The organism is Allobosea sp. LjRoot9 (assembly GCF_964252745.1).
Taxonomy (GTDB): domain Bacteria; phylum Pseudomonadota; class Alphaproteobacteria; order Rhizobiales; family Beijerinckiaceae; genus Allobosea.
Genome location: NZ_CAXUPC020000003.1, coordinates 141,833 through 161,226, shown reverse-complemented (window position 1 = coordinate 161,226; position 19,394 = coordinate 141,833). Strand labels below are relative to the sequence as shown.

Genomic DNA, 19,394 nt, shown 5'->3' with positions numbered 1-19,394 from the left:
CAGCTGGATGTGATCCCGCTGCCGACCCTTGCCGCCATCCCAAGGCTTTCGGGTTCAAACCCGCCCCAGGTGCTGCAGCGCAGTAGCGTGAATCCAAATTTCCCCGCAAGTACAGATATTTAGATAGATTCTAAGCTATTCATCGCAGAAACAATTGCCATGCCGGCTGCCGGCCGGAAAAACCAAGTATTCTCCGGCAGATACCGGTATTCGGCTCGCTCAAGCCGGCTCCCGCCAGCAAAAAACGGCGCTTCGGACAGCGCAGGGAATTGCCGCAAACCGTTGCCCGGCTGCAACGGCCGACCTGATGAAACGGCAGACCGCGCGTCCGGCAGGCGATCAGGGGGTGACAGAGCCCCATACGGGGCTCCGGTCACCGGTCGCCGCGCGTTCAGGCTTCGTAGCCGAAGGGATCGTCCACGGAATGGGCCGGCGTCGTGAACCAATGGGCTCCGTCCTCGGCCATGTAGATGATGTCCTCGAGGCGTACGCCGAACTCGCCATAGATGCAGATCATCGGCTCGTCGGAGAAGCACATGCCGACCTGGAGCGGCGTCTTGTTGCCCTTCACCATGAAGGCCTCCTCATGCACGTCGAGGCCGAGCCCATGGCCGGTGCGATGCGGCAGGCCCGGCACCTTGTAGCCCGGGCCGAAGCCCGCTGCCTCGATGACGCCGCGCGCCGCCGCGTCCACCGCCTCGCAGGGTGCACCCAGGACAGCCGCATCGAACGCCGCCAGCTGCGCCCGCTTCTCCAGGTTCCAGATCTCGCGCTGGCGCTCGGTCGCTTCGCCGAAGACATAGGTGCGGGTGATGTCGGAGCGATAACCGCCGACCTTGGTGCCCATGTCGATCAGCACCATGTCGCCATCCTGCAGCGTCTGCTCATAGGGCACGCCATGGGGATAGGCCGTCGCCTCGCCGAACTGGGCCGCGCCGCTGGTCCAGTTCATGCCGAGCTTGCGATGCGCCTGGTCGAGGAACAGCTTGACCTGAGCGGTGGTGACGCCGACCTGCAGCGCCCGGGCCGCCGCCCGGTGGACCTCCATGGTGATGTCCATGGCGCGCTGGATCAGAGCGATCTCGGCGGCCGATTTCAACTGCCGGCAAGCCGCGGTGATCACGTTGCCGTGGCTGAAGGAGAAGCGGTTGCCGGCCTTGCGCAGCCCATCGACGATATAGAACGGCGTATGCGGATCGAGCGCGACCTGGCCGCTCTCATAGCCCAGGCTGCGGATGGTTTCGATCACCAGCTCCGTCGGGTCCTCATGCTCCTCCCAGCAGCGCACCTCCTCGCCGAAGCGCATCAATTCCCGCGTCTTCGGCTCCTCGAAGGTTGGGCTGAGATAGACGATCTCGCCCTCCGCCGGGATGACCGCGCCATGCAGGCGCTCGGACAAGGTGAGCTGGATGCCGGTGAAGTAGGCAAGGCTCGTGGAGGTATCGAGATAGAGCGCCTGGAGACCCTGCTCGCGCAGCAGCGCCTGCGCCTTGGCGATGCGAACCTTGAACTCAGTTACCGCGATCGGCTCGATGCCATCAGTCATCGGCTTCAATTTGGCGAGTTCCGCCTCGAAGCTCGATCCGCCCACTCCGATCGTCATAGGTCGTGTCCTCCGTCTGGTCGCAAAAGCATGGGGCCGATCAACCTCTAGAGACCGATCGGAGCGGCGAAAGGCCTGTTATGGACCGCATCCGCCGGAAACGGCACCTGCGCTGTCGGCTGCAAGCGCATGCGGATTTGCGGGTGGTGGATAGCCACCCAACGCGCGATGCTGCCTCTTCCAGAACGACGCGCGCTCAAGGCGACGATGCGCGACGGGACCAGGGAGACACAGATGCGCGGCATGATCGTAGCGGCCCAACCCGAGGCCGCCGAAGCCGGCGGTGACATTCTGCGCCGGGGCGGCAACGCCATCGATGCCGCCATCGCCTGCGCCTTCAGCCAGGGCGTAGTCGACCCCCAGATGTGCGGGATCGGCGGGTTCGGCGCGATGCAGATCAGCATGCCGAAACGCGGCGTACACACCGTGCTCGAATTCCTGGCGCTGGCGCCGCTCGCAGCCACGCCCGAGATGTGGGCCGACCGTTTCGTCGGCCAGACGCGCGACGGCTTCGTCTTCCTGCTCAGCGACCATGCCAATGAGCTCGGCCATCTCGCGGCCGGCACGCCAGGCAACGTCAAGGGTTACACCGAGGCCCTGTCGCGCTTCGGCACGATGGATCTCGGGGATGTCATGGCGCCGGCGATCCGGCAGGCGCGCGACGGTTTCACGATCCGCCCCTATGTCCACTACTACTGGACGATCGACCAGCGCAGCACCGGCCAGATCAACACCGAGAACAAACTCCGCCACAGCGAGACCGGGCGCAGAATCTATTTCCACCCCGACGGCACGCTGAGGCGCCCCGGCGATACCGTCACCAATCCCGACCTCGCCCGCACGCTGGAGCGCATCGCCGCAGCAGGCCCTGAGATCTTCTACACCGGCGCGATCGCCGAAGAGATCGCCGCCGACATGGCGGCGCAAGGCGGGCTCCTGACGAAGCGCGATCTCGCGGAGTACAGGGTGCGCGAGAAGCAGCCCGTCTGGGGCGCCTATCGCGGTCTGCGCATCGCCGGCAACCCGCCCGCCGCTGGCGGCGTCTCGCTGATCGAACTCATGCATATCCTGCAGGAATTCGAGATCGGCGCGCTCGAGCACAACAGCGCCGAGCACATCGCGATCCTCGCCGAGGCGATGAAGTGGATGACGATCGACCGCGACGCCCATATCGGCGATCCCGACTTCGTCGATGTGCCGATCGACAGGCTGCTCTCGCAGGCCCATGCCGCCGGCCACGCCGCCAGGATCCGGTCAGGCGAGAAGGCGCGCGTGGCGCGCTCGGAATTGTCCAGGGATCCGCCGGACACGACCGTCGTCTGCGTCATGGATGAAGAGGGCAATGCGGTGACGCTCACCCACACCCTCGGCCAGCCATCGGGCGCCATCACCCCCGGCCTGGGCTTCATGTATAATGGCTCGATGAGCGGTTTCGACCCCCGCCCCGGCCGCGCCGGTTCGATCGCTCCCGGCAAGGCGCGCAGCAGCGCGATGGCGCCGACGATCATGTTCAAGGACGAGACACCCGTCATCGCCATCGGCGCGCCAGGCGGTACCTTCATCGTGCCCGCCATTGCCCAGGCGCTGAGCAACGTCATCGATTTCGGGATGAGCATGGCGGAGGCGGTCGCCGCGCCGCGCATCGTCTGCCTGAGCGACACGATCGACGTCTCCAACCGCATCGAGCGCCGCGTCACCGCCGCATTGGAAGCCAAAGGCTACGCCGTAAACCGGTCCTACCAGTCCTTCGCCTTCGGCGCGCCGCATGGCATCCGCGCGGAGGGGGCGAACTGGTCGGGCGGCGCCGATCCGCAGCGCGACGGCATGGCCCTGAAGGTCTGAAGCCGGCGCGCCCGGCACGCGCTCCGCGCTTCAGCCGCGAGCGACGCCATTGACGAAGATGTCGATGCACATCCGCACATAGGCGCGGCGCTCCTCGCGCGAGCCCCACTCGCCATGGTGACGCCGGCGCGCGAACACGCCGAACACCATATCCATCAGCATCTGTGCGGCCTTTGAGGGATCGGCGAGCGCGATGAGACCGCGCTCCACCTGACGCATCAGCCATTCCGCGAGAAGGCGACGCGATGCCTCGGCGCCGTCGCGTAGGATCAAGAGCTCGATCTCGGGAAACCGGGTTGATTCCGTGATGACCAGACGAATGAACGCGATGCGCTCACGATCGGCCACCTCGTCGATGTCGATCTTGAAGATCGCTTCGAGGGCTTCGGCCACGGGCAGATCTTCATCGTCGGGACGCGGCAGATCCAGCATCGACTGCCGGTGCAGGATGACGACTGCCGTGAACAGATCGGTCTTGCCGGGGAAGAGGCGATAGAGCGTCCGCTTCGAGATGCGGCAACGTGCCGCGACGAGATCCATCGTCGTACCGGCATAGCCGACCTCGAGGAAGGCATCCCTGGCATGGGCCACGATCATCGCGCGCACAGCCTCATCGGCCATGATTTTCGGGCGCCCGCGCGCGGGCGTCACCCTGGTGGCCGCTGCCGCGTCCTCACACGTTATCGTCAGACCCTGCGCCATGTGTTTCCCCTTATTTCACCTCCATGCGATTGACAGCGCAAGATTGCAAGCCATAAAGGTACTCCTAAGTTTCCAAAATAGGGTGATGCCGTGCAGCGCTTGAGGATGCAAAACTGCGAGTCCAGCCTTGTGCACTGCGGCATGACCGTATTGCGTGGGCGAAGCGCGGTCGCAGCCATTGCGGCGGGGCTTCTGCTCTCGGCCTGCAACGAGAAGGCGGCCGGCCCCGCTCCGCCGACCGCGCAGATGCAGGTCAGCGTCGTCAGCCTGCGTCCGCAGCCCGTCGCGATCACCGCCGAACTGCCGGGCCGGGTTTCGGCGAGCCTCGTCGCGGAGGTGCGTCCGCAGGTCAACGGCATCATCAAGTCGCGCCTCTTCAAGGAAGGCGGCGAGGTCGCGGCCGGGACCGTGCTCTACGAGATCGACCCGGCGAGCTACCAGGCGGCCTATGACAGCTCCGCCGCAGCCTTGCAGAAAGCCGAGGCCACTGTGCCGAGCGCCCAGGCAAAGCTTGACCGCTACCGCGACCTGGTCCGCCAGAGCGCCGTCAGCAAGCAGGACCTCGACGACGCGATCTCGGCCCTGGCCCAGGCCAATGCCGATGTCGCCTCGGCCAAGGCGAGCCTCGCCACGGCTAAAATCAATCTCGACTACACCAAGGTCGTTGCCCCGATCGGCGGGCGGATCGACAAATCCTCCCTGACGCCCGGCGCCCTGGTGACGGCGAGCCAGACCGACGCGCTCACCACGATCCGCCAGCTCGACCCGATCAATGTCGACATCACCCAGTCGAGCACCAACCTGCTGAAGTTCCGCAGCGCGCTCGCCGAGGGCCGGTTGAAGCTCAGCGGCCCCAATGTCGCGGTCAAGCTCAGGCTCGATACCGGCACGCTCTACAATCAGGACGGACGCTTCGAATTCGCCGAGGCCAATGTCGACCAGACCACGGGCACCTTCACCCTGCGGGCGGAATTCCCCAATCCCGACCGGCTGCTGCTGCCCGGCATGTATGCGCGCGCCATCCTCCAGGAGGGCATCGCCGAGAATAATTACCTGGTGCCGCAGCGCGCCGTCGGCCGCAACACCAAGGGCGAAGCCACGGCCAAGTTCGTCAACAAGGACGGCAAGGTCGAGGAGCGCGTGCTCGTGACCCGTCGCACCATCGGCAACAACTGGCTGGTCGATACCGGCCTCAGCGACGGCGACAGGGTGATCGTCGAGGGCGGGCAGCTCGTGCGCGTCGGCCAGACGGTCACGGCCAACGAGGTCACGATCGACGAGGCGAGCGGGGAATTGCGCCCGGCGGCGCAGCGCGCGGCCGCAGAGACGGACAAGCCCGGCACGGTGAAGAACTGAACATGTCTCGCTTCTTCATCGACAGGCCGATCTTCGCCTGGGTCGTCGCCATCGTCATCATGCTCGCTGGCGTGCTGGCGCTGCAGTCCCTGCCGATCTCGCAATATCCGCAGATCGCGCCGACAACCGTGAACATCAGCGCGAGCTATGCCGGCGCCGACGCCCAGACGGTCGAAAACTCGGTGACGAAGGTCATCGAGCAGGGCATGACCGGCGTCGACAATCTGCAATACATGACCGCGACGTCAACCTCGTCGGGCAACGCTTCGCTGACGCTGACCTTCACCAACGCCGCCGATCCCGACGTCGCGCAGATGCAGGTGCAGAACAAGCTGCAGCTCGTCACCTCGCAATTGCCGCAGACGGTCCAGAACACCGGCATCACCGTATCGAAATCCTCGACCGGCTTCCTGATGGTCATCGCCTTCGTCTCGCGCGACGGCAAGATGTCCTCGACCGACCTCGCCGACTATGTCGACTCGACGCTGAACGACACGCTCAAGCGCGTCCCCGGCGTCGGCTCGAGCCAGCTCTTCGGCTCGGGCTATGCGATGCGCATCTGGCTCGACCCCGACAAGCTGCAGAAATACGCGCTGATGCCGAGCGACGTCTCCAACGCGATCACGGCGCAGAACACGCAAGTCTCGGCCGGCCAGCTCGGCGGCTTGCCGCAGAAGCCCGGTCAGCAGCTCAACGCGACGGTGACGGCGATGAGCCGCCTTCAGACCGTCCCGCAGTTCGAGAACATCATCCTGAAGAGCGGCAGCTCCGGCTCGATCGTACGGCTGAACGATGTCGCGACGGTCGAGCTCGGCGCCAAGGATTACCGCACGGCCGCCCGCTACAACGGCCAGCCGACGGCGGCGCTCGCGATCAGCCTGGCGACCGGCGCCAACGCCATCTCGACCGCCGAGGCGGTGCAGAAGGCGATCACGCGGCTGTCGCAGACCTTCCCGGAGGGTGTCGAGGTCGTCTACCCCTACGACACCACGCCCTTCGTCCGGCTCTCGATCGAGAAGGTGGTCGAGACCTTGATCGAGGCGATCGTGCTCGTCTTCGTGGTGATGTTCGTCTTCCTGCAGAATCTGCGCGCGACGATCATCCCGATGCTCGCCGTTCCGGTCGTGCTGCTCGGCACCTTCGGCGTGCTGGCGGTCGCCGGCTATTCGATCAACACCTTGACCATGTTCGCCATGGTGCTCGCCATCGGCCTGCTCGTCGACGACGCGATCGTCGTCGTCGAGAATGTCGAGCGCGTGATGCAGGAGGAGAAATTGTCGCCGAAGGAGGCGACGATCAAATCGATGGGCGAGATCACCGGCGCGCTGGTCGGCATCGCCACCGTGCTCTCGGCCGTGTTCGTGCCGATGGCCTTCTTCGGCGGCTCCGTCGGCGTGATCTACCGGCAGTTCTCGGTCACCATCGTCACCGCCATGATGCTGTCCGTGCTCGTCGCGCTCGTGCTGACGCCGGCGCTCTGCGCCACCATGCTGAAGCCGCCGACGGACCATGCCACCCAGAAGGGCCCCTTCGGCTGGTTCAACCGCAATTTCGACAAGGCGACCCACGGCTATCGCAGCGGCATCGCCGGCATGATCGCGCGGCCATTCCGGTTCCTCGCCGTCTTCCTGCTGATCGGCGTCGGCATGGCCGTGCTGTTCACGCGCCTGCCGAGCTCCTTCCTGCCGGAGGAGGACCAGGGCACGCTGTTCACCATCGTGCAGATGCCGGTCGGCGTAACGCAGGACCGCACGTTGCGCGTGCTCGACCAGATCCGCACCCATTATCTCGGCAAGGAGAAGGACCTGGTCGAGGGCGTGCTGACGGTCGCCGGCTTCGGCTTCGGCGGCGAGGGCCAGAATGTCGGTCTCGCCTTCGTCCGGCTGAAACCCTTCGCCGAACGCAAGGGCAAGCAGGCGACGGCGCAGGCCGTGGCGATGCGGGCCATGGGCGCGTTCCGCTCCATCAAGGACGGCATGGTCTTCGCGCTGGCGCCGCCCGCGATCCAGGGCTTCGGCAACACGGCGGGCTTCGACTTCTACCTGCAGGACATCGCCGGCGCCGGCCATGAGAAGCTGATCGAGGCGCGCAACCAGCTCCTCGGCCTCGCCGGCAAGAGCGCTGTCTTGTCCGGCACCCGGCCCAACGGCCAGGAGGACACGCCGCAATACTCCGTCGAGATCGACCAGGAGAAGGCGAGTGCGCTGACGCTCTCGCTCGCCGACATCAATGCGACGCTCTCGACCGCCTGGGGCAGTGCCTATGTCAACGACTTCATCGATCGCGGCCGGGTGAAATCGGTCTATGTCCAGTCCGGTTCGCCATTCCGGATGCAGCCGCAGGATGTCGACAAATGGTATGTCCGCAACTCCGGCGGCACGATGGTGCCGTTCTCGGCCTTCTCCTCGGGGCGCTGGACCTACGGCTCGCCCCGGCTCGAGCGCTATAACGGCTCGGCGGCGGTGGAGATCCAGGGTGCGGCCGCTGCCGGCGTCAGCTCGGGCGCGGCGATGGACGAGATCGATGCCCTGATGAAGCAGCTGCCGGCCGGCTACGCTCATGAATGGACCGGGCTGTCCTATCAGGAGCGGCTCTCCGGCAGTCAGGCGGCGGCGCTCTATGCGCTCGCCATGCTGGTCGTCTTCCTCTGCCTGGCCGCGCTCTATGAGAGCTGGTCGATTCCCTTCGCAGTCATGCTCTCCGTGCCAATCGGCATCTTCGGAGCGTTGCTGGCCGCGACCTGGTTCGGGCAGACCAACGACGTCTATTTCAAGGTCGGACTGCTGACGACGATCGGCCTTGCAGCCAAGAATGCGATCCTGATCGTCGAATTCGCGATCGAGCAGCAGCAGGCCGGCAAGGGGCTGGTCGAAGCGACATTGGAGGCCGCGCGCCAGCGCCTGCGGCCGATCCTGATGACCTCGCTCGCCTTCGTCCTCGGCGTGACGCCGCTGGCGGTCGCGACCGGCGCGGGCTCGGGCAGCCAGAACGCGATCGGCATCGGCGTGATGGGCGGCATGATCGCCGCCACCGCGCTCGGCGTGTTCTTCGTGCCGCTGCTCTTCGTCAGCGTGCGCCGCCTTGTCCAGGGCAAGGATGTGCAGGGCAAGGACTCGCAGGGCAAGCGCGCGGATGAGCCGGCGGCCGAGCCGGCAAAGGCAAGCTGAGATGGCCGCAATGATGACCGGAAGCCGCGCGACGATGAAACGCCTCAGCCTGGCCCTGCCGCTCTGCCTGACGCTGGGTGCCTGCGCGGTCGGGCCCGATTATGCCGGCCCCTCCCTGAGCCTGCCGGCGAAATGGGGCAACGCGCCGGCCTCGAAACGGCCGCTGGCCTCCAAGGCGCTGGATGAATGGTGGAAGCGTCTCGGCGACAAGACGCTGAATGGCATCGTCGAAGAGGCTGTTGCCGGCAATCTCGACGTCGCCTCGGCGAAGGCGCGTATCCGCGAGGCGCGGGCGACCAGGCGCCAGGCCGTCGGAGCGCTGTTTCCGTCGCTCGACGGCACCGGCTCGGCCACGCGGTCGCGGACCAGCGCTGCCACCTCCAGCACGGGTGGCAACGCCACCTCCAGCCTGTACCAGGCCGGCTTCGATGCGAGCTGGGAGCTCGACCTGTTCGGCGCGAATTACCGCGGCGTCGAGGCCGCGACCTATGGCACTGATGCCGCCGATGAGGACCTGCGCGCGACCCTGCTGACGCTGGTCGGCGACGTGACCTCGAACTATGTCGAGGCGCGCGGCTACCAGGCCCGTATCGCGCTGGCCAGGCGCACCGCGACATCGCAGCGCGAGACCGAAGGCCTGACACGGACCAAGTTCCAGGCGGGATCCGCCTCGGCCGTCGACGTCGCCAAGGCCGCCGCGCAGGTGAGCTCGACCGAGGCGGCGATTCCGAGCCTGGAGGCCGCCTATGCCCAGAGCCTGCATCAGCTCGGCATCCTGACAGGGCAAGCGCCCACCGCACTCTCCGGCCGGCTGGCGCGTGGCGGCCCGATCCCGGCCGCGCGCAGCACGCCGCCCGCTGGCCTGCCCGCCGACGTCCTGCGCAACCGCCCCGATGTCCGCAAGGCCGAGCGCCAGCTCGCCCAGTACACGGCCAAGATCGGCCAGGCGGAAGCCGCGCTCTATCCGTCGGTCAGCCTCACCGGCAACATCACGACATCGGCGTTGAAAACCGGCGACCTCGCGAAGAACTCCTCGATCGGCTGGTCCTTCGGGCCGACGCTGAGCGTGCCGATCTTCAATGGCGGCGAGCTCCGGGCCGCAGTCGAAGTCGCCCAGGCCCAGCGCGATCAATATGATTCCGCCTTCAAGCTCTCGGTGCTGACCGCGATGCAGGATGTCGAGAACGCACTGGTCTCGCTGGCGCAGGAACGCCTGCGCTCGGGCAAGCTGTCCTCCGCCGCAGCCTCCTACCGCGACGCGTCGCGGCTCTCCCGCACGCTCTACCAGTCCGGCTCGTCGAGCTTCCTCGACGTGCTCGACGCGGAGCGCTCGCTCTACAGCGCCGAGGACACGCTGCTGCAGAGCCGGGTCGCCGTCTCCACGGACTTCATCGCCCTCAACAAGGCGCTCGGCGGCAGCTGGACCAAGCCGGTCGAGGTCTCCTCGCCGGCGGTGGTCGACGTCAACACCGGGCCGCATCCGCGCACGGGCTACTGACGTCGGCTATCTGGGCAGGACAAGCTACTGGGCAAGACAACCTATCTGGGCAAGACAACGCCCCGCCCCTTCCGCCCTCAGACAAGAAGGCTCCTGCGGGCGTCGAGAATGCCGTCCAGCGCGTTCAGGAAAGCCGAAATCTCCTGGCCTCCGATCGGGAAGGACAGGGCGATCAGGCCGCGCGGCGCGAAATAGACACCGGCCTTCACGAGATCGAAGAACAGCAGGCTGCGTTTCGCGTTCGCCACCTGCGGTGCGCCCTGCGGGTGAATGTTCATCAATGAGCCGAGGCCGGACACGGTGATCGGCACATTCTTGGCGGCGAACAGCGCGTTCAGATCGGCGCGGAAGCGGTCGCCGCGCACGTTCAAGGCGTCGAGCGCCTCGGCCGTCAGGAGCTGCTCCACCGCCGCGAGCCCTGCCGCCATGGTCAAGGTGTTGTTGTTGTAGGTTCCGGCATGGCCGATCGAGGACGGCCGGCGCGGGTCGAAGACCTGCATGATCTCGCGCCGACCGCCGAAGCTGCCGAAGGCGAGGCCGCCACCGAAGAACTTGCCGATCGTCGTCATGTCCGGCGTGATGCCGAGCAGTTGCTGGCGCCCACCCAGCGAGAGCCGCGAGGTCTGAATCTCGTCGAAGATCAGCACGGCACCCGTCTCGTCGGCGAGCCGGCGCAGGCCGGCGAGGAATTCGGGAGCACCGGGAATGCAGCCCCCCGCACCCTGCATGGGCTCGACCAGGATCGCCGCCAATTCGCTGCGATGCGGCTTGACGAGATCCAGCGTCTTTTCGAGGTCGTTATAGGAGGCGACGACGAAGTCGTGGGGCACCGTGACGGGCGTGCCACCGGGCGGAAAGGTCAAGACGCCGCCATGATAGCCGCCCGCGAACACCAGGATCTTGCGCCGCTCGGTGAAGGTGAGCGCGGCGGCGAGCGCCATCAGATTGGCTTCCGTACCGGAATTGGTGAAGCGCAGCAGATCCATTGACGGAAAGCGTGCGCAGATGCGCTGGGCGAGCTTCCCTTCGATGGCGTTGTGCGAGGACAGGTTGATCCCGTCATCGAGCGCGGCGCGGATCGCCTGCTTCAGCACCTCCGGTGAATGGCCGAAAATGCCGGCGGTGAACTCGCCCAGGAAATCCAGATATTCGTGCCCGTCGGCATCGGTCAGGCGGCAGCCCTCGCCACGCAGCATGCAGAGCGGGAAGGGATCGTAGAAGAGCGAGGTCCGGGTGTTGCCGCCCGGCATCGACTCCGCAGCCGCCATGAAGCGCGCCCGGCTTTCGGGGTTGCGACGCACATAATCCTCGCGGGCCTCGGCGAGCGCGACATCAAGCGCCCCGGCTTCAGGCGAATTGGCGGCAGTCGAGGGCATGGTCGGCCTCTTGCGATGCGAGATGGCGGTGGCGGTTTCGATCGGCGATCAGGCTACTGCCCGCTTGATCTCGATCAGGCAAGAATTGGGCGCGGTCGCCTGCGCCAGGCGCGAGGTCGGCATGCTGGAGGTGAGGCTGTTGGGATTGCCGCCACGATCGAGCGGCAAGGCGCCGCCATCCCAAACCGGATCATACCATGCCCCGGTTGGCAGCACGGCGACGCCCGGCTCAACCTCACGCGTCGACCTGAGCGCCGCCAGGCAGCGGCCGCGATCGTTGAAGAGCTCCACGATGTCGCCGTCCCGGAGGCCGCGCTTGATCGCCTCGGCCGGGTGCATCAGCACGACCTCATAGCCGTCGCGCTTGGCCCCCTGGCTCGGCCCCGCCAATTCCAACTGGCTGTGCAGGCGATGCGCCGGCTGCGGCGAGAGCAGGTGCAGCGGGTAGCGCTGCGCCAAGGGCGAGCCGAGCCATTCCTCGGGCGCGAGCCAGGTCGGATGGCCGGGGCAGTCGTCATAGCCGAAGCCGGCGATCGTCGCGGAGGCGATCTCGATGCGGCCGGACGGCGTCTCCAACGGTTCCCCCTCGGGATCGGCGACGAAATCGGCCAAGGGCGTGACCGGGGCCGGCGCCACTTCGCCTTCGTCGAGGGCGGCATAGCCGCGCGCCCAGAACGCCTCGAAATCCGGCAATTCGGCATGGGCCGTGCGGTAGCCGTCATACATCCGGCGCAACCACTCCCGGGGCTCGCGCCCTTCGGTGAAGGCGGGCTCGAAGCCCATCTCGCGAGCAATGCGGGCCATGATCTGGTGGTCGGACAGGACTTCGCCCGGCGGCGCGCAGACCTGCCGGCTGGCGATGAGCCAGTTGTCGCGCGAGGAGGCGGCGATATCGTCGCGCTCGAACGGGAAGCTCGCCGGCAGCACGATGTCGGCATGGCGCGCGGTCGCGGTCCACATCGGCTCATTGACGATCACCGTCTCCGGCCGCCGCCAAGCCTCGGTCAGGCCGGCGAGATCCTGATGGTGGTGGAACGGATTGCCACCCGCCCACCAGACCAGGCGGATATCGGGCAGCGCCAGGCGTCGACCGTCATAGTCCAGCGTCGCGCCCGGCTGGGACAGGAGCTCGGTGATCCGCGCCACGGGGATGAAGCTTTCGACCGGATTGCGACCCTGATCGAAGGCCGGGCCCCGCAGCCGCCGGATCGGCTGGCCGACCGTGCTGACGGAGGTCAGGCCGAAGGCGATGCCACAGCCCGGCCGTCCGGCATGGCCGGCAATGGCCGCAAGCGCGATCGCCGCCCAATAGGGTTGCTCGCCGAAGCGCGCCCGCTGCAGCGACCAGGCCGCATTGACGAGCGCGGGCTCCGAGGCGAAGGCGCAAGCGAGATCCCGGATCGTCACCGCCGGCACGCCGCAGATTTCGGCCGCCCAATCGGCGTCCTTGACCACCCCGTCGCTTTCACCCGCGAGATAGGCCTCAAGAGTTGCAAGCCCCACCGTGCAGCGCGCGAGGAAGGCGCGGTCGGCCAAGCCCTCCGCCAGCAGCGTCTGCGCCATCGCCAGCAGCATCGCCGTGTCGGTGTTGGGGCGGATCGCGACGTAGTCGATCGTCCCGCCCGGAAGGTCGGGGACGTCAGTACGCACCGGGCTGACGACGACGATCCTCACGCCCGCCGCCGCAGCTGCCGCCAGCCCACGCTCGGAGCGGTGCTGGCCGGTACCGCCGGCCTCGACCTGCGCATTCGACAGGCGAAAGCCGCCAAAGGAGATCAGCAGCTTGGCATGGGCGGCGATCTGGTCCCAGCTCGGCGCGACATCGGTGGCGAATTTGAAGCGCGGGCCGATGACATGCGGCAGGATGACCGCGCCGGCGCCAAAACTGTAGGTGTTGACGGCAGAGGTGAAGCCGCCCGCGAGATTGAGGAAGCGCTTGAGCTGGCCCTGCGCATGGTGGAAGCGCCCGGCACTGGCCCAGCCATAGGATCCGCCGAAGATCGCGGCATTGCCGTGAACCGTGCGGACGCGCTCGACTTCGCCGGCGACGAGCGCCGCCGCCTCGTCCCAGTTGATGCGGATGAACTCATCACGGCCACGGTCTCGGCCGCGCCCCTCCGGGCTTTCCCCCGCCGCGAGCCAGCCCTTGCGCACCATCGGATGAAGGACACGCGCCGGATGGTCCTTGAGGTCGAGATAGGCTGCCCCTATGGGCGAGGGCTGCGGGTCGAGCCCGAAGCCCTGCAAGGTCGCCTGTCCGGAAGCGCCGCGGACGACCTCATAGGTGCCGAAATGCGTCCCGAACAGGTGCAAGGGTCGCCTCCTATTGAGCCGGCTTCATATCGAAGGAGCGAACCCAGTCGTCGCCGCGCGCCTGCCAGGTCACCCGCTTCGAGACGCCATAGGTGGTCGGCTGCGCATAGAGGAACAGCACCGGCGCCTCCTCGCACATGATCTTGGTCGCGTCCTTATAGGCTGCGAGGCGCTTGTCCTTGTCCATGGTCGAGCGCCCGGCCTCGAGTGCCTTGCCGAAGGCGGCATTATCCCAATAGGCGTACTGGTTGCCGGGCGCGAGCAGGGTCAGCTGACCGTCGGCGTCCAGGGTCGGCCAGCCATGGGTCAGGAGCGAGGTCTGCGCCAGGGTGCGCGACCGCAGATACTTGTTCATATAGGCGCCGAAATCCATCTCGTTCATCTTCACCTTCAGGCCGACGTCGCCGAGCATGGCGGCCACCGCCTGGGCGACCTCCTGCCCCTGGATGTAGGTCGCGACGGGGATGTCCATCTCGATCACCTGCTTGAGATCGATGCCGGATTCCTTCAGCAGGGCCTGCGCCTTCTTCACGTCGTGGGGATAGGGCTTGAGGTCCGGATTGAAGCCGAAATAGGACGGAGTCAGGATCTGGCAGGGCTCGATATAGGCCTGCCCGTCGAAGATCGAATCCCGGATCGCATCCTTGTCGATAGCGTAGTTCATCGCCTGGCGTACCAGCTTGTTGTCGAGCGGCGCCTTCTGGGTGTTGAACTTGATGAAGACGTTGCGCGTGCTCTGCACCGAGCCGGCAATGGCGTTCTTGCTCGCCTTCACCCGTGCAAGCTCCGAGGTCGGGATGCCGGTCACGAGATCGACCTCGCCGGCCAGCAGCGCGGCGATGCGGCTTGCCGGTTCGGGAATGGTCTTGAACACGACCGTGTCGAAATCGGGCTTGCCCTGCCAGCCGGCAGGATTGGCGGCGAGCGTGATGTGGTCGCCCGGCGCGTTCTCGGTCATGCGGTAGCGGCTGCCCGACATCGTCTCGGTTGCCGGATTGTGGCTCGCCGCCCATTGCGGCGGCAGCAGGAAGAACATCGAGAGCTGGTCGACGAAGGCCGGGAACGGCGCGCTGGTCTCGACCTCGACGGTCCTGGCGTCGATGACGCGAACCTCCTTGACCAGGTCGAACCAGGACTTGATCCGCGCATTGACCTTGGGATCGCGCACGCGGTCGAGGTTCCATTTGACCGTCGCGGCATCGAGCAGCTCATCATTGACGAATTTCGCGCCCTCGACGAGGTCGAAGCGCCATGTCGTGTCGTTCACCAGCGTCCAGGATTTCGCCAGCGCGGGCGCCAATTTGAGGTCGGCGCCGCGGATGACGAGCGAGGGATAGATATGGCTCAGCAGGCTCATATCGGAGCCGAAGGAGCCCGTCATATGCGGGTCGAAGGTGTTGACGTTGACCGAGAGCGCGATCGTCGCCGTGCGCCCCGTCTGGGCCAGCGCCGGCGAAGCAGACAGCGCGGCGGCCAATGCGGCAGCGCTGAGGGTCTTGATCCAGAACGATGTCATGTCACGGGCTCCAATGGCGGTGGCAAGGAATGGCAGCGAGCAAGCAATGAAGTCTCAAATCAGGACGAAATGACCGGGCGAAACCTCGGTCAGCACGGCATCGGGGGCTGGCTTCTGCGTCTCGTAGTCAAAGGCCAGCGGCCGCCTGGCGCGCTCGATCGCCGGGTTCGGGATCGGAATCGCCGAGAGCAGCGAGCGCGTATAGGGGTGGCGCGGATCGGAAAAGATCGCCTCCGTCGGGGCGATCTCGACCAGGCGCCCGCGCAGCATCACCGCGACGCGATGACAGAGATAGCGCACCATCGACAGGTCATGCGCAATGAAGAGATAGGCCATGCCCAGCTCCTGCTGCAGGTCCTGGAACAGGTTGATGATCTGGGCCTGGATCGACACGTCAAGCGCCGTGATCGGCTCGTCGGCGATGATCAGACGCGGGCGCATCGCGACGGCCCGCGCGATGTTGACGCGCTGGCGCTGGCCGCCGGAGAATTCGTGCGGATAGCGCGTCATGAAGCGCGGATCGAGCCCGACCTGCTTGAACAGGGCCGCGACGCGATCGGCTCGCTCCGAGCGGCTGGTGACAAGCCCATGCACGATCAACGGCTCGGCGACGAAATCCCCCACGGTCATGCGCGGGTTGAGCGCCGCGTAAGGGTCCTGGAAGACGACCTGCATCTGGCGGCGAAAGGCCTTCAGTTCGCGCGCCGGCAAGCTCGTGATGTCGTGGCCATCGAAGCGGATCTCGCCGCCGGTCGGCTCTTCCAGGCGCAGCACGACGCGCCCGGTCGTGCTCTTGCCTGAACCGGATTCTCCGACCAGCCCGACGATCTCGCGGGGCGCGATATCGAAGGAGATGTCGTCGATCGCCTTGACGAGATGCGACGCTCCGCCGAACCAGCCGCCGCCGCTGGTATAATGCTTCGCCAGGTTACGGACGCTGAGGAGCGGATGCGTCGGCGACGTGCTCATGCCACGGTCTCCCTGCGGGCCTTCAGCGCGGCAGGCAGATCATACCACGCGGCGACGAGATGGCCCGGCACGCTGCCCTCTACCTGACGCAAAGGCGGCATCTCCAGCAGGCAGCGCGGCGTCGCGAAGGCATTGCGCGGCGCGAAGGGGTCGCCCACCGCCGGCTTGTAGAGATCGGGCGGCGAGCCCGGGATCTGGTGGAGCCGCCCCTCGGTGCGGCGCTCCGCCGTGGGCAAGGATTGCAGCAGGCCCCAGCTATAGGCGCTGCGCGGATCGGCGAAGATCGCATCGACCGGGCCGCGCTCCATGATGCGCCCGCCATACATCACCTGGATGCTGTCGGCGATGCCGGCAACCACGCCCATGTCATGGGTGATCCAGATCACCGTGGTGCCGAACTCGCGCTTCAGATCCTTGACCATGTCGAGGATCTGCGCCTGCACGGTCACATCCAGCGCCGTCGTCGCCTCGTCCGCGATCAGGAGCTTGGGCCGGCAGGCGACGCCGATCGCGATCATCACGCGCTGGCGCATGCCGCCCGAGAACTGGTGCGGATACTGGCCGATGCGGCGCGCGGCATCGGGAATGCGCACGATCTCGAGCAGTTCGATCGCCCGCGCCCGCGCCGCCTTGGCGTCGAGCTTTGTGTGCCGGCGGATCAGTTCGACCAGCTGCCGCTCCACCGTCAGCACCGGGTTGAGCGAGGTCATCGGATCCTGGAAGACGAAGCCGATCTGCCCGCCGCGAATGTCGCGCAAGTCCCGCTCAGGCAGGCTCAGCAGATCGCGCCCCTGGAACAGCACCTGCCCGGAGACGATGCGGCCGGGCGGGCGCGGAATCAGCCCGCACATCGCCAGCACATGCACGCTCTTGCCAGAGCCGGATTCCCCGACGATGCCCAGCGTCTCGCCCTCGTTCAACGCATAGGAGACGTCGTTCACGGCATGGACCGCCCCGCCCGGCGTATCGAAGGCGACGGTCAGGTTCCTGACTTCGAGGAGCGGGGCCATGCCGGTTCGCCTCAGGCGTTCAACACGACGTCCGGCGCGCGCGTCAGGAACTCGCAACCGCCTTCCGTGATCAGGACGGTGTCGGAGAGCTGGGTCGCGGCGATGCCGGGAATACGCAGATTGGGTTCGAGTGTCAGGATCATGCCGGGTTCGAGCAGGATGCCGGTCTTGGCGTCGAGGGAAGGGTGCTCATGCGCACCGAGCCCTATGCCGTGGCCGATGCGGCCCGGCAGGTACTTGCCGTAGCCGCGCGCCTCGAGCCCGGCCTTGGTCGCGTCGAACAGCGCGCTGATCGGCGTGCCCGGCTTCAGCAAGCTCGCGACCTCGTTGCGGATCTCGATGATCGAATCGAGCGCCCGGCGACGCTCATCGTTCAGCGCGCCGACCGCGACCGTGCGCTCGTTCTCGGCATGGATGCCGTTGACGATCGTCCAGATCAGGATGCTGATCGCCTCTCCGGCTTCAGGCTTGCGGTTGGTCGGGTTGTCGCAGTTCATGAACATGCGGTCGCCGGCCAGCGCCCAGGCCCAGAGCCCGTTCTGCGCGCCGCCTTCGAGGCTGCCGAAATCGCAGACCTCCTTGTCGGGGAAGTTGTCGGCCCAGAAGCGGTTCATCGCCGCCATGGCCGCGAGCGACACATCACGCTCCGAGCCGCCCTGCCGGACGGCCTCGACTGCGGCGATCATGCCGGTATCGGCGATGCGGGCGGCGTCGCGGGCATTGGCGATCTCGTCGGCGTCCTTCACCAGACGGGTCGTCATGATCATCTCGGACGCGTCGCGGAAGGAGGCGCCGGGCAGAAGCTCGGCAAGCTGGCGCGCCCGCGTAACCGGCAGGAAGTCCTCCTCGACGCCGATAACGGCCTTGGCGAGGCCGGCCTCCTCCAGCATCGTCTTCAGCGCGTCGAGCCAGTTCGGCCCCATCGTGACCTTGGTCGACCAGGCACCGTAGAGGCGGATGTCCTCGATGAAGGTCGAGGCGCGGGCATGGTCGTCGCGCAAGGCATGGATCAGCATCGAGGGCTTGCCCTGCACAGGCAGAATCGCGATCACCGGATGGCTGTAGATGATCGGGTTGAAGCCGGTCAGGTAGAAGCTGCTCTCGGGCTTGAAGGCGAGGATCACATCGAGACCGGCGGCGTGCATCCTCTGGCGCAGGCGTTCCGTGCGGGGAGCGATAGTGGTCATGGTCACGTCCTCAATTTCGGGTCGAAATAGTCGCGCAGCCAGTCCCCGAGCAGGTTGACGCTCAGAACCGTCAGCAGGATGGCGAGGCCGGGAAAGGTGACGATCCACCAGGCCGTGGAGATGTAGACACGCCCCTCGGCCAGCATCCGGCCCCAGCTCGCATCGGGCGGCTGTACGCCGAGGCCCAGGAAGGACAGGGCCGCATCCATGATGATGACGCGCGCGAGTTCCAGCGTCGCGACGACGAGCGCCGGCGTCAGGACATTGGGCAGGATATGGCGCAGCATGATGCGCCAGGTGCTCGCGCCGATCGCCCGGGCCGATTGCACGAATTCGCGCGAGCGCAGCGCCAGCACCTGCCCACGGATGATGCGGGCGTAGCGGATCCAGCTGGTGACGGCCAAGACGATGACCAGATTGGTCAGGTTGGGGCCCAGCGCCGCGACCACGAGCAGCGCCAGCAGCATCAGCGGAATGGCGAGCTGGATATCGACGAGGCGCATCAGGATGCGGTCGACGACGCCGCCAAAATAGCCGGCGACGATGCCGAGGAAGACACCGACAATGCCTCCGAGCACCACGGCGCAGGTCGCGACCGAAAGCGTGATCTGGCTGCCATAGATGATGCGGCTGAGGATGTCGCGGCCGAGCTGGTCGGCGCCGAGCGGATGGGCGCCCGGGCTGAACAGGCCCGACCATGTCGGCGGCGCGAAGCGCCCGCGCAGATCCGAGCGGACCGGATCGGGCAGCCCCAGCAAGGGCGCCAGGATCGCCGCTCCGATGAACAATGTCAGCAGAACCGCACCGAGCAGGCCGGTCCGGCTGCGAAGCAAGGCGCGCAGGAAATCGGCCATC

At 66.7% G+C, this 19,394-nt stretch carries 13 protein-coding genes; 4 read left to right on the top strand and 9 right to left on the bottom strand.

All coding sequences use genetic code 11. From position 1 onward, the window contains the following. Positions 1 to 391 precede the first annotated feature (391 nt). Positions 392 to 1,603 carry a M24 family metallopeptidase gene (locus ACSQ3P_RS15290; RefSeq protein WP_436166403.1) on the bottom strand — a complete coding sequence of 404 codons (1,212 nt, stop codon included), beginning with the start codon at positions 1,601 to 1,603 and terminating at the stop codon, positions 392 to 394. A gap of 234 nt (positions 1,604 to 1,837) precedes the next feature. On the opposite strand from ACSQ3P_RS15290, the gene ggt reads away from it, so the two are divergent. Then, positions 1,838 to 3,445: a gamma-glutamyltransferase gene (gene ggt, locus ACSQ3P_RS15285; RefSeq protein ID WP_436166402.1), complete on the top strand. Its 1,608-nt coding sequence runs from the start codon at positions 1,838 to 1,840 to the stop codon at positions 3,443 to 3,445. Between the two features lie 30 nt (positions 3,446 to 3,475). On the opposite strand, the gene ACSQ3P_RS15280 is transcribed toward ggt, so the two are convergent. After that, positions 3,476 to 4,147: a TetR/AcrR family transcriptional regulator gene (locus ACSQ3P_RS15280; RefSeq protein ID WP_436166401.1), complete on the bottom strand. Its 672-nt coding sequence runs from the start codon at positions 4,145 to 4,147 to the stop codon at positions 3,476 to 3,478. A 141-nt stretch (positions 4,148 to 4,288) separates the two neighbouring features. Here ACSQ3P_RS15280 and ACSQ3P_RS15275 point away from each other — a divergent pair, with 141 nt between their 5' ends. The 3 genes from ACSQ3P_RS15275 to ACSQ3P_RS15265 are packed head-to-tail and all read left to right on the top strand — an operon-like array spanning position 4,289 to position 10,168. Then, positions 4,289 to 5,503, top strand: coding sequence for an efflux RND transporter periplasmic adaptor subunit (locus ACSQ3P_RS15275; RefSeq protein WP_436166400.1), 1,215 nt, complete (start codon positions 4,289 to 4,291; stop codon positions 5,501 to 5,503). A gap of 2 nt (positions 5,504 to 5,505) precedes the next feature. Next, on the top strand, positions 5,506 to 8,670 hold the full coding sequence (locus ACSQ3P_RS15270; RefSeq protein ID WP_436166399.1) for an efflux RND transporter permease subunit: 3,165 nt from the start codon (positions 5,506 to 5,508) through the stop codon (positions 8,668 to 8,670). Positions 8,671 to 8,704: 34 nt separating this feature from the next. After that, positions 8,705 to 10,168, top strand: a complete 1,464-nt coding sequence (locus ACSQ3P_RS15265; protein ID WP_436166398.1) for an efflux transporter outer membrane subunit — start codon at positions 8,705 to 8,707, stop codon at positions 10,166 to 10,168. 77 nt (positions 10,169 to 10,245) lie between these two features. Here ACSQ3P_RS15265 and ACSQ3P_RS15260 read toward each other — a convergent pair whose 3' ends face one another. From ACSQ3P_RS15260 to ACSQ3P_RS15230, 7 genes are read right to left on the bottom strand one after another with little or no spacing between them, the layout of a single operon-like run. Further along, on the bottom strand, positions 10,246 to 11,544 hold the full coding sequence (locus tag ACSQ3P_RS15260) for an aspartate aminotransferase family protein (protein ID WP_436166397.1): 1,299 nt from the start codon (positions 11,542 to 11,544) through the stop codon (positions 10,246 to 10,248). A 48-nt stretch (positions 11,545 to 11,592) separates the two neighbouring features. Then, positions 11,593 to 13,857, bottom strand: a complete 2,265-nt coding sequence (locus tag ACSQ3P_RS15255) for a molybdopterin-dependent oxidoreductase (RefSeq protein WP_436166396.1) — start codon at positions 13,855 to 13,857, stop codon at positions 11,593 to 11,595. A 10-nt stretch (positions 13,858 to 13,867) separates the two neighbouring features. Next, positions 13,868 to 15,373 carry an ABC transporter substrate-binding protein gene (locus ACSQ3P_RS15250; protein WP_436166395.1) on the bottom strand — a complete coding sequence of 502 codons (1,506 nt, stop codon included), beginning with the start codon at positions 15,371 to 15,373 and terminating at the stop codon, positions 13,868 to 13,870. A gap of 54 nt (positions 15,374 to 15,427) precedes the next feature. Then, a complete protein-coding gene (locus ACSQ3P_RS15245; protein WP_436166394.1) occupies positions 15,428 to 16,342 on the bottom strand; it encodes an ABC transporter ATP-binding protein in 915 nt (304 codons plus the stop codon). Beyond that, positions 16,339 to 17,352 (bottom strand): ABC transporter ATP-binding protein, encoded by a 1,014-nt coding sequence (locus ACSQ3P_RS15240; protein ID WP_436166393.1) that lies wholly within the window; start codon positions 17,350 to 17,352, stop codon positions 16,339 to 16,341. Before ACSQ3P_RS15240 ends, ACSQ3P_RS15245 begins: the two co-directional genes overlap by 4 nt. An 11-nt stretch (positions 17,353 to 17,363) precedes the next feature. After that, positions 17,364 to 18,539, bottom strand: a complete 1,176-nt coding sequence (locus ACSQ3P_RS15235) for a M24 family metallopeptidase (RefSeq protein ID WP_436166392.1) — start codon at positions 18,537 to 18,539, stop codon at positions 17,364 to 17,366. A gap of 2 nt (positions 18,540 to 18,541) precedes the next feature. Continuing rightward, positions 18,542 to 19,393, bottom strand: coding sequence for an ABC transporter permease (locus ACSQ3P_RS15230; RefSeq protein WP_069688340.1), 852 nt, complete (start codon positions 19,391 to 19,393; stop codon positions 18,542 to 18,544). Between the last annotated feature and the right edge of the window lies 1 nt (position 19,394).

Bases quoted from the DNA above. Each gene is read 5' to 3' on its own strand.
- ACSQ3P_RS15290 (WP_436166403.1), bottom strand. From the start codon at position 1,603: ATGACGATCGGAGTGGGCGGATCGAGCTTCGAGGCGGAACTCGCCAAA.
- ggt (WP_436166402.1), top strand. From the start codon at position 1,838: ATGCGCGGCATGATCGTAGCGGCCCAACCCGAGGCCGCCGAAGCCGGC.
- ACSQ3P_RS15280 (WP_436166401.1), bottom strand. From the start codon at position 4,147: ATGGCGCAGGGTCTGACGATAACGTGTGAGGACGCGGCAGCGGCCACC.
- ACSQ3P_RS15275 (WP_436166400.1), top strand. From the start codon at position 4,289: ATGACCGTATTGCGTGGGCGAAGCGCGGTCGCAGCCATTGCGGCGGGG.
- ACSQ3P_RS15270 (WP_436166399.1), top strand. From the start codon at position 5,506: ATGTCTCGCTTCTTCATCGACAGGCCGATCTTCGCCTGGGTCGTCGCC.
- ACSQ3P_RS15265 (WP_436166398.1), top strand. From the start codon at position 8,705: ATGAAACGCCTCAGCCTGGCCCTGCCGCTCTGCCTGACGCTGGGTGCC.
- ACSQ3P_RS15260 (WP_436166397.1), bottom strand. From the start codon at position 11,544: ATGCCCTCGACTGCCGCCAATTCGCCTGAAGCCGGGGCGCTTGATGTC.
- ACSQ3P_RS15250 (WP_436166395.1), bottom strand. From the start codon at position 15,373: ATGACATCGTTCTGGATCAAGACCCTCAGCGCTGCCGCATTGGCCGCC.
- ACSQ3P_RS15245 (WP_436166394.1), bottom strand. From the start codon at position 16,342: ATGAGCACGTCGCCGACGCATCCGCTCCTCAGCGTCCGTAACCTGGCG.
- ACSQ3P_RS15240 (WP_436166393.1), bottom strand. From the start codon at position 17,352: ATGGCCCCGCTCCTCGAAGTCAGGAACCTGACCGTCGCCTTCGATACG.
- ACSQ3P_RS15235 (WP_436166392.1), bottom strand. From the start codon at position 18,539: ATGACCACTATCGCTCCCCGCACGGAACGCCTGCGCCAGAGGATGCAC.
- ACSQ3P_RS15230 (WP_069688340.1), bottom strand. From the start codon at position 19,393: ATGGCCGATTTCCTGCGCGCCTTGCTTCGCAGCCGGACCGGCCTGCTC.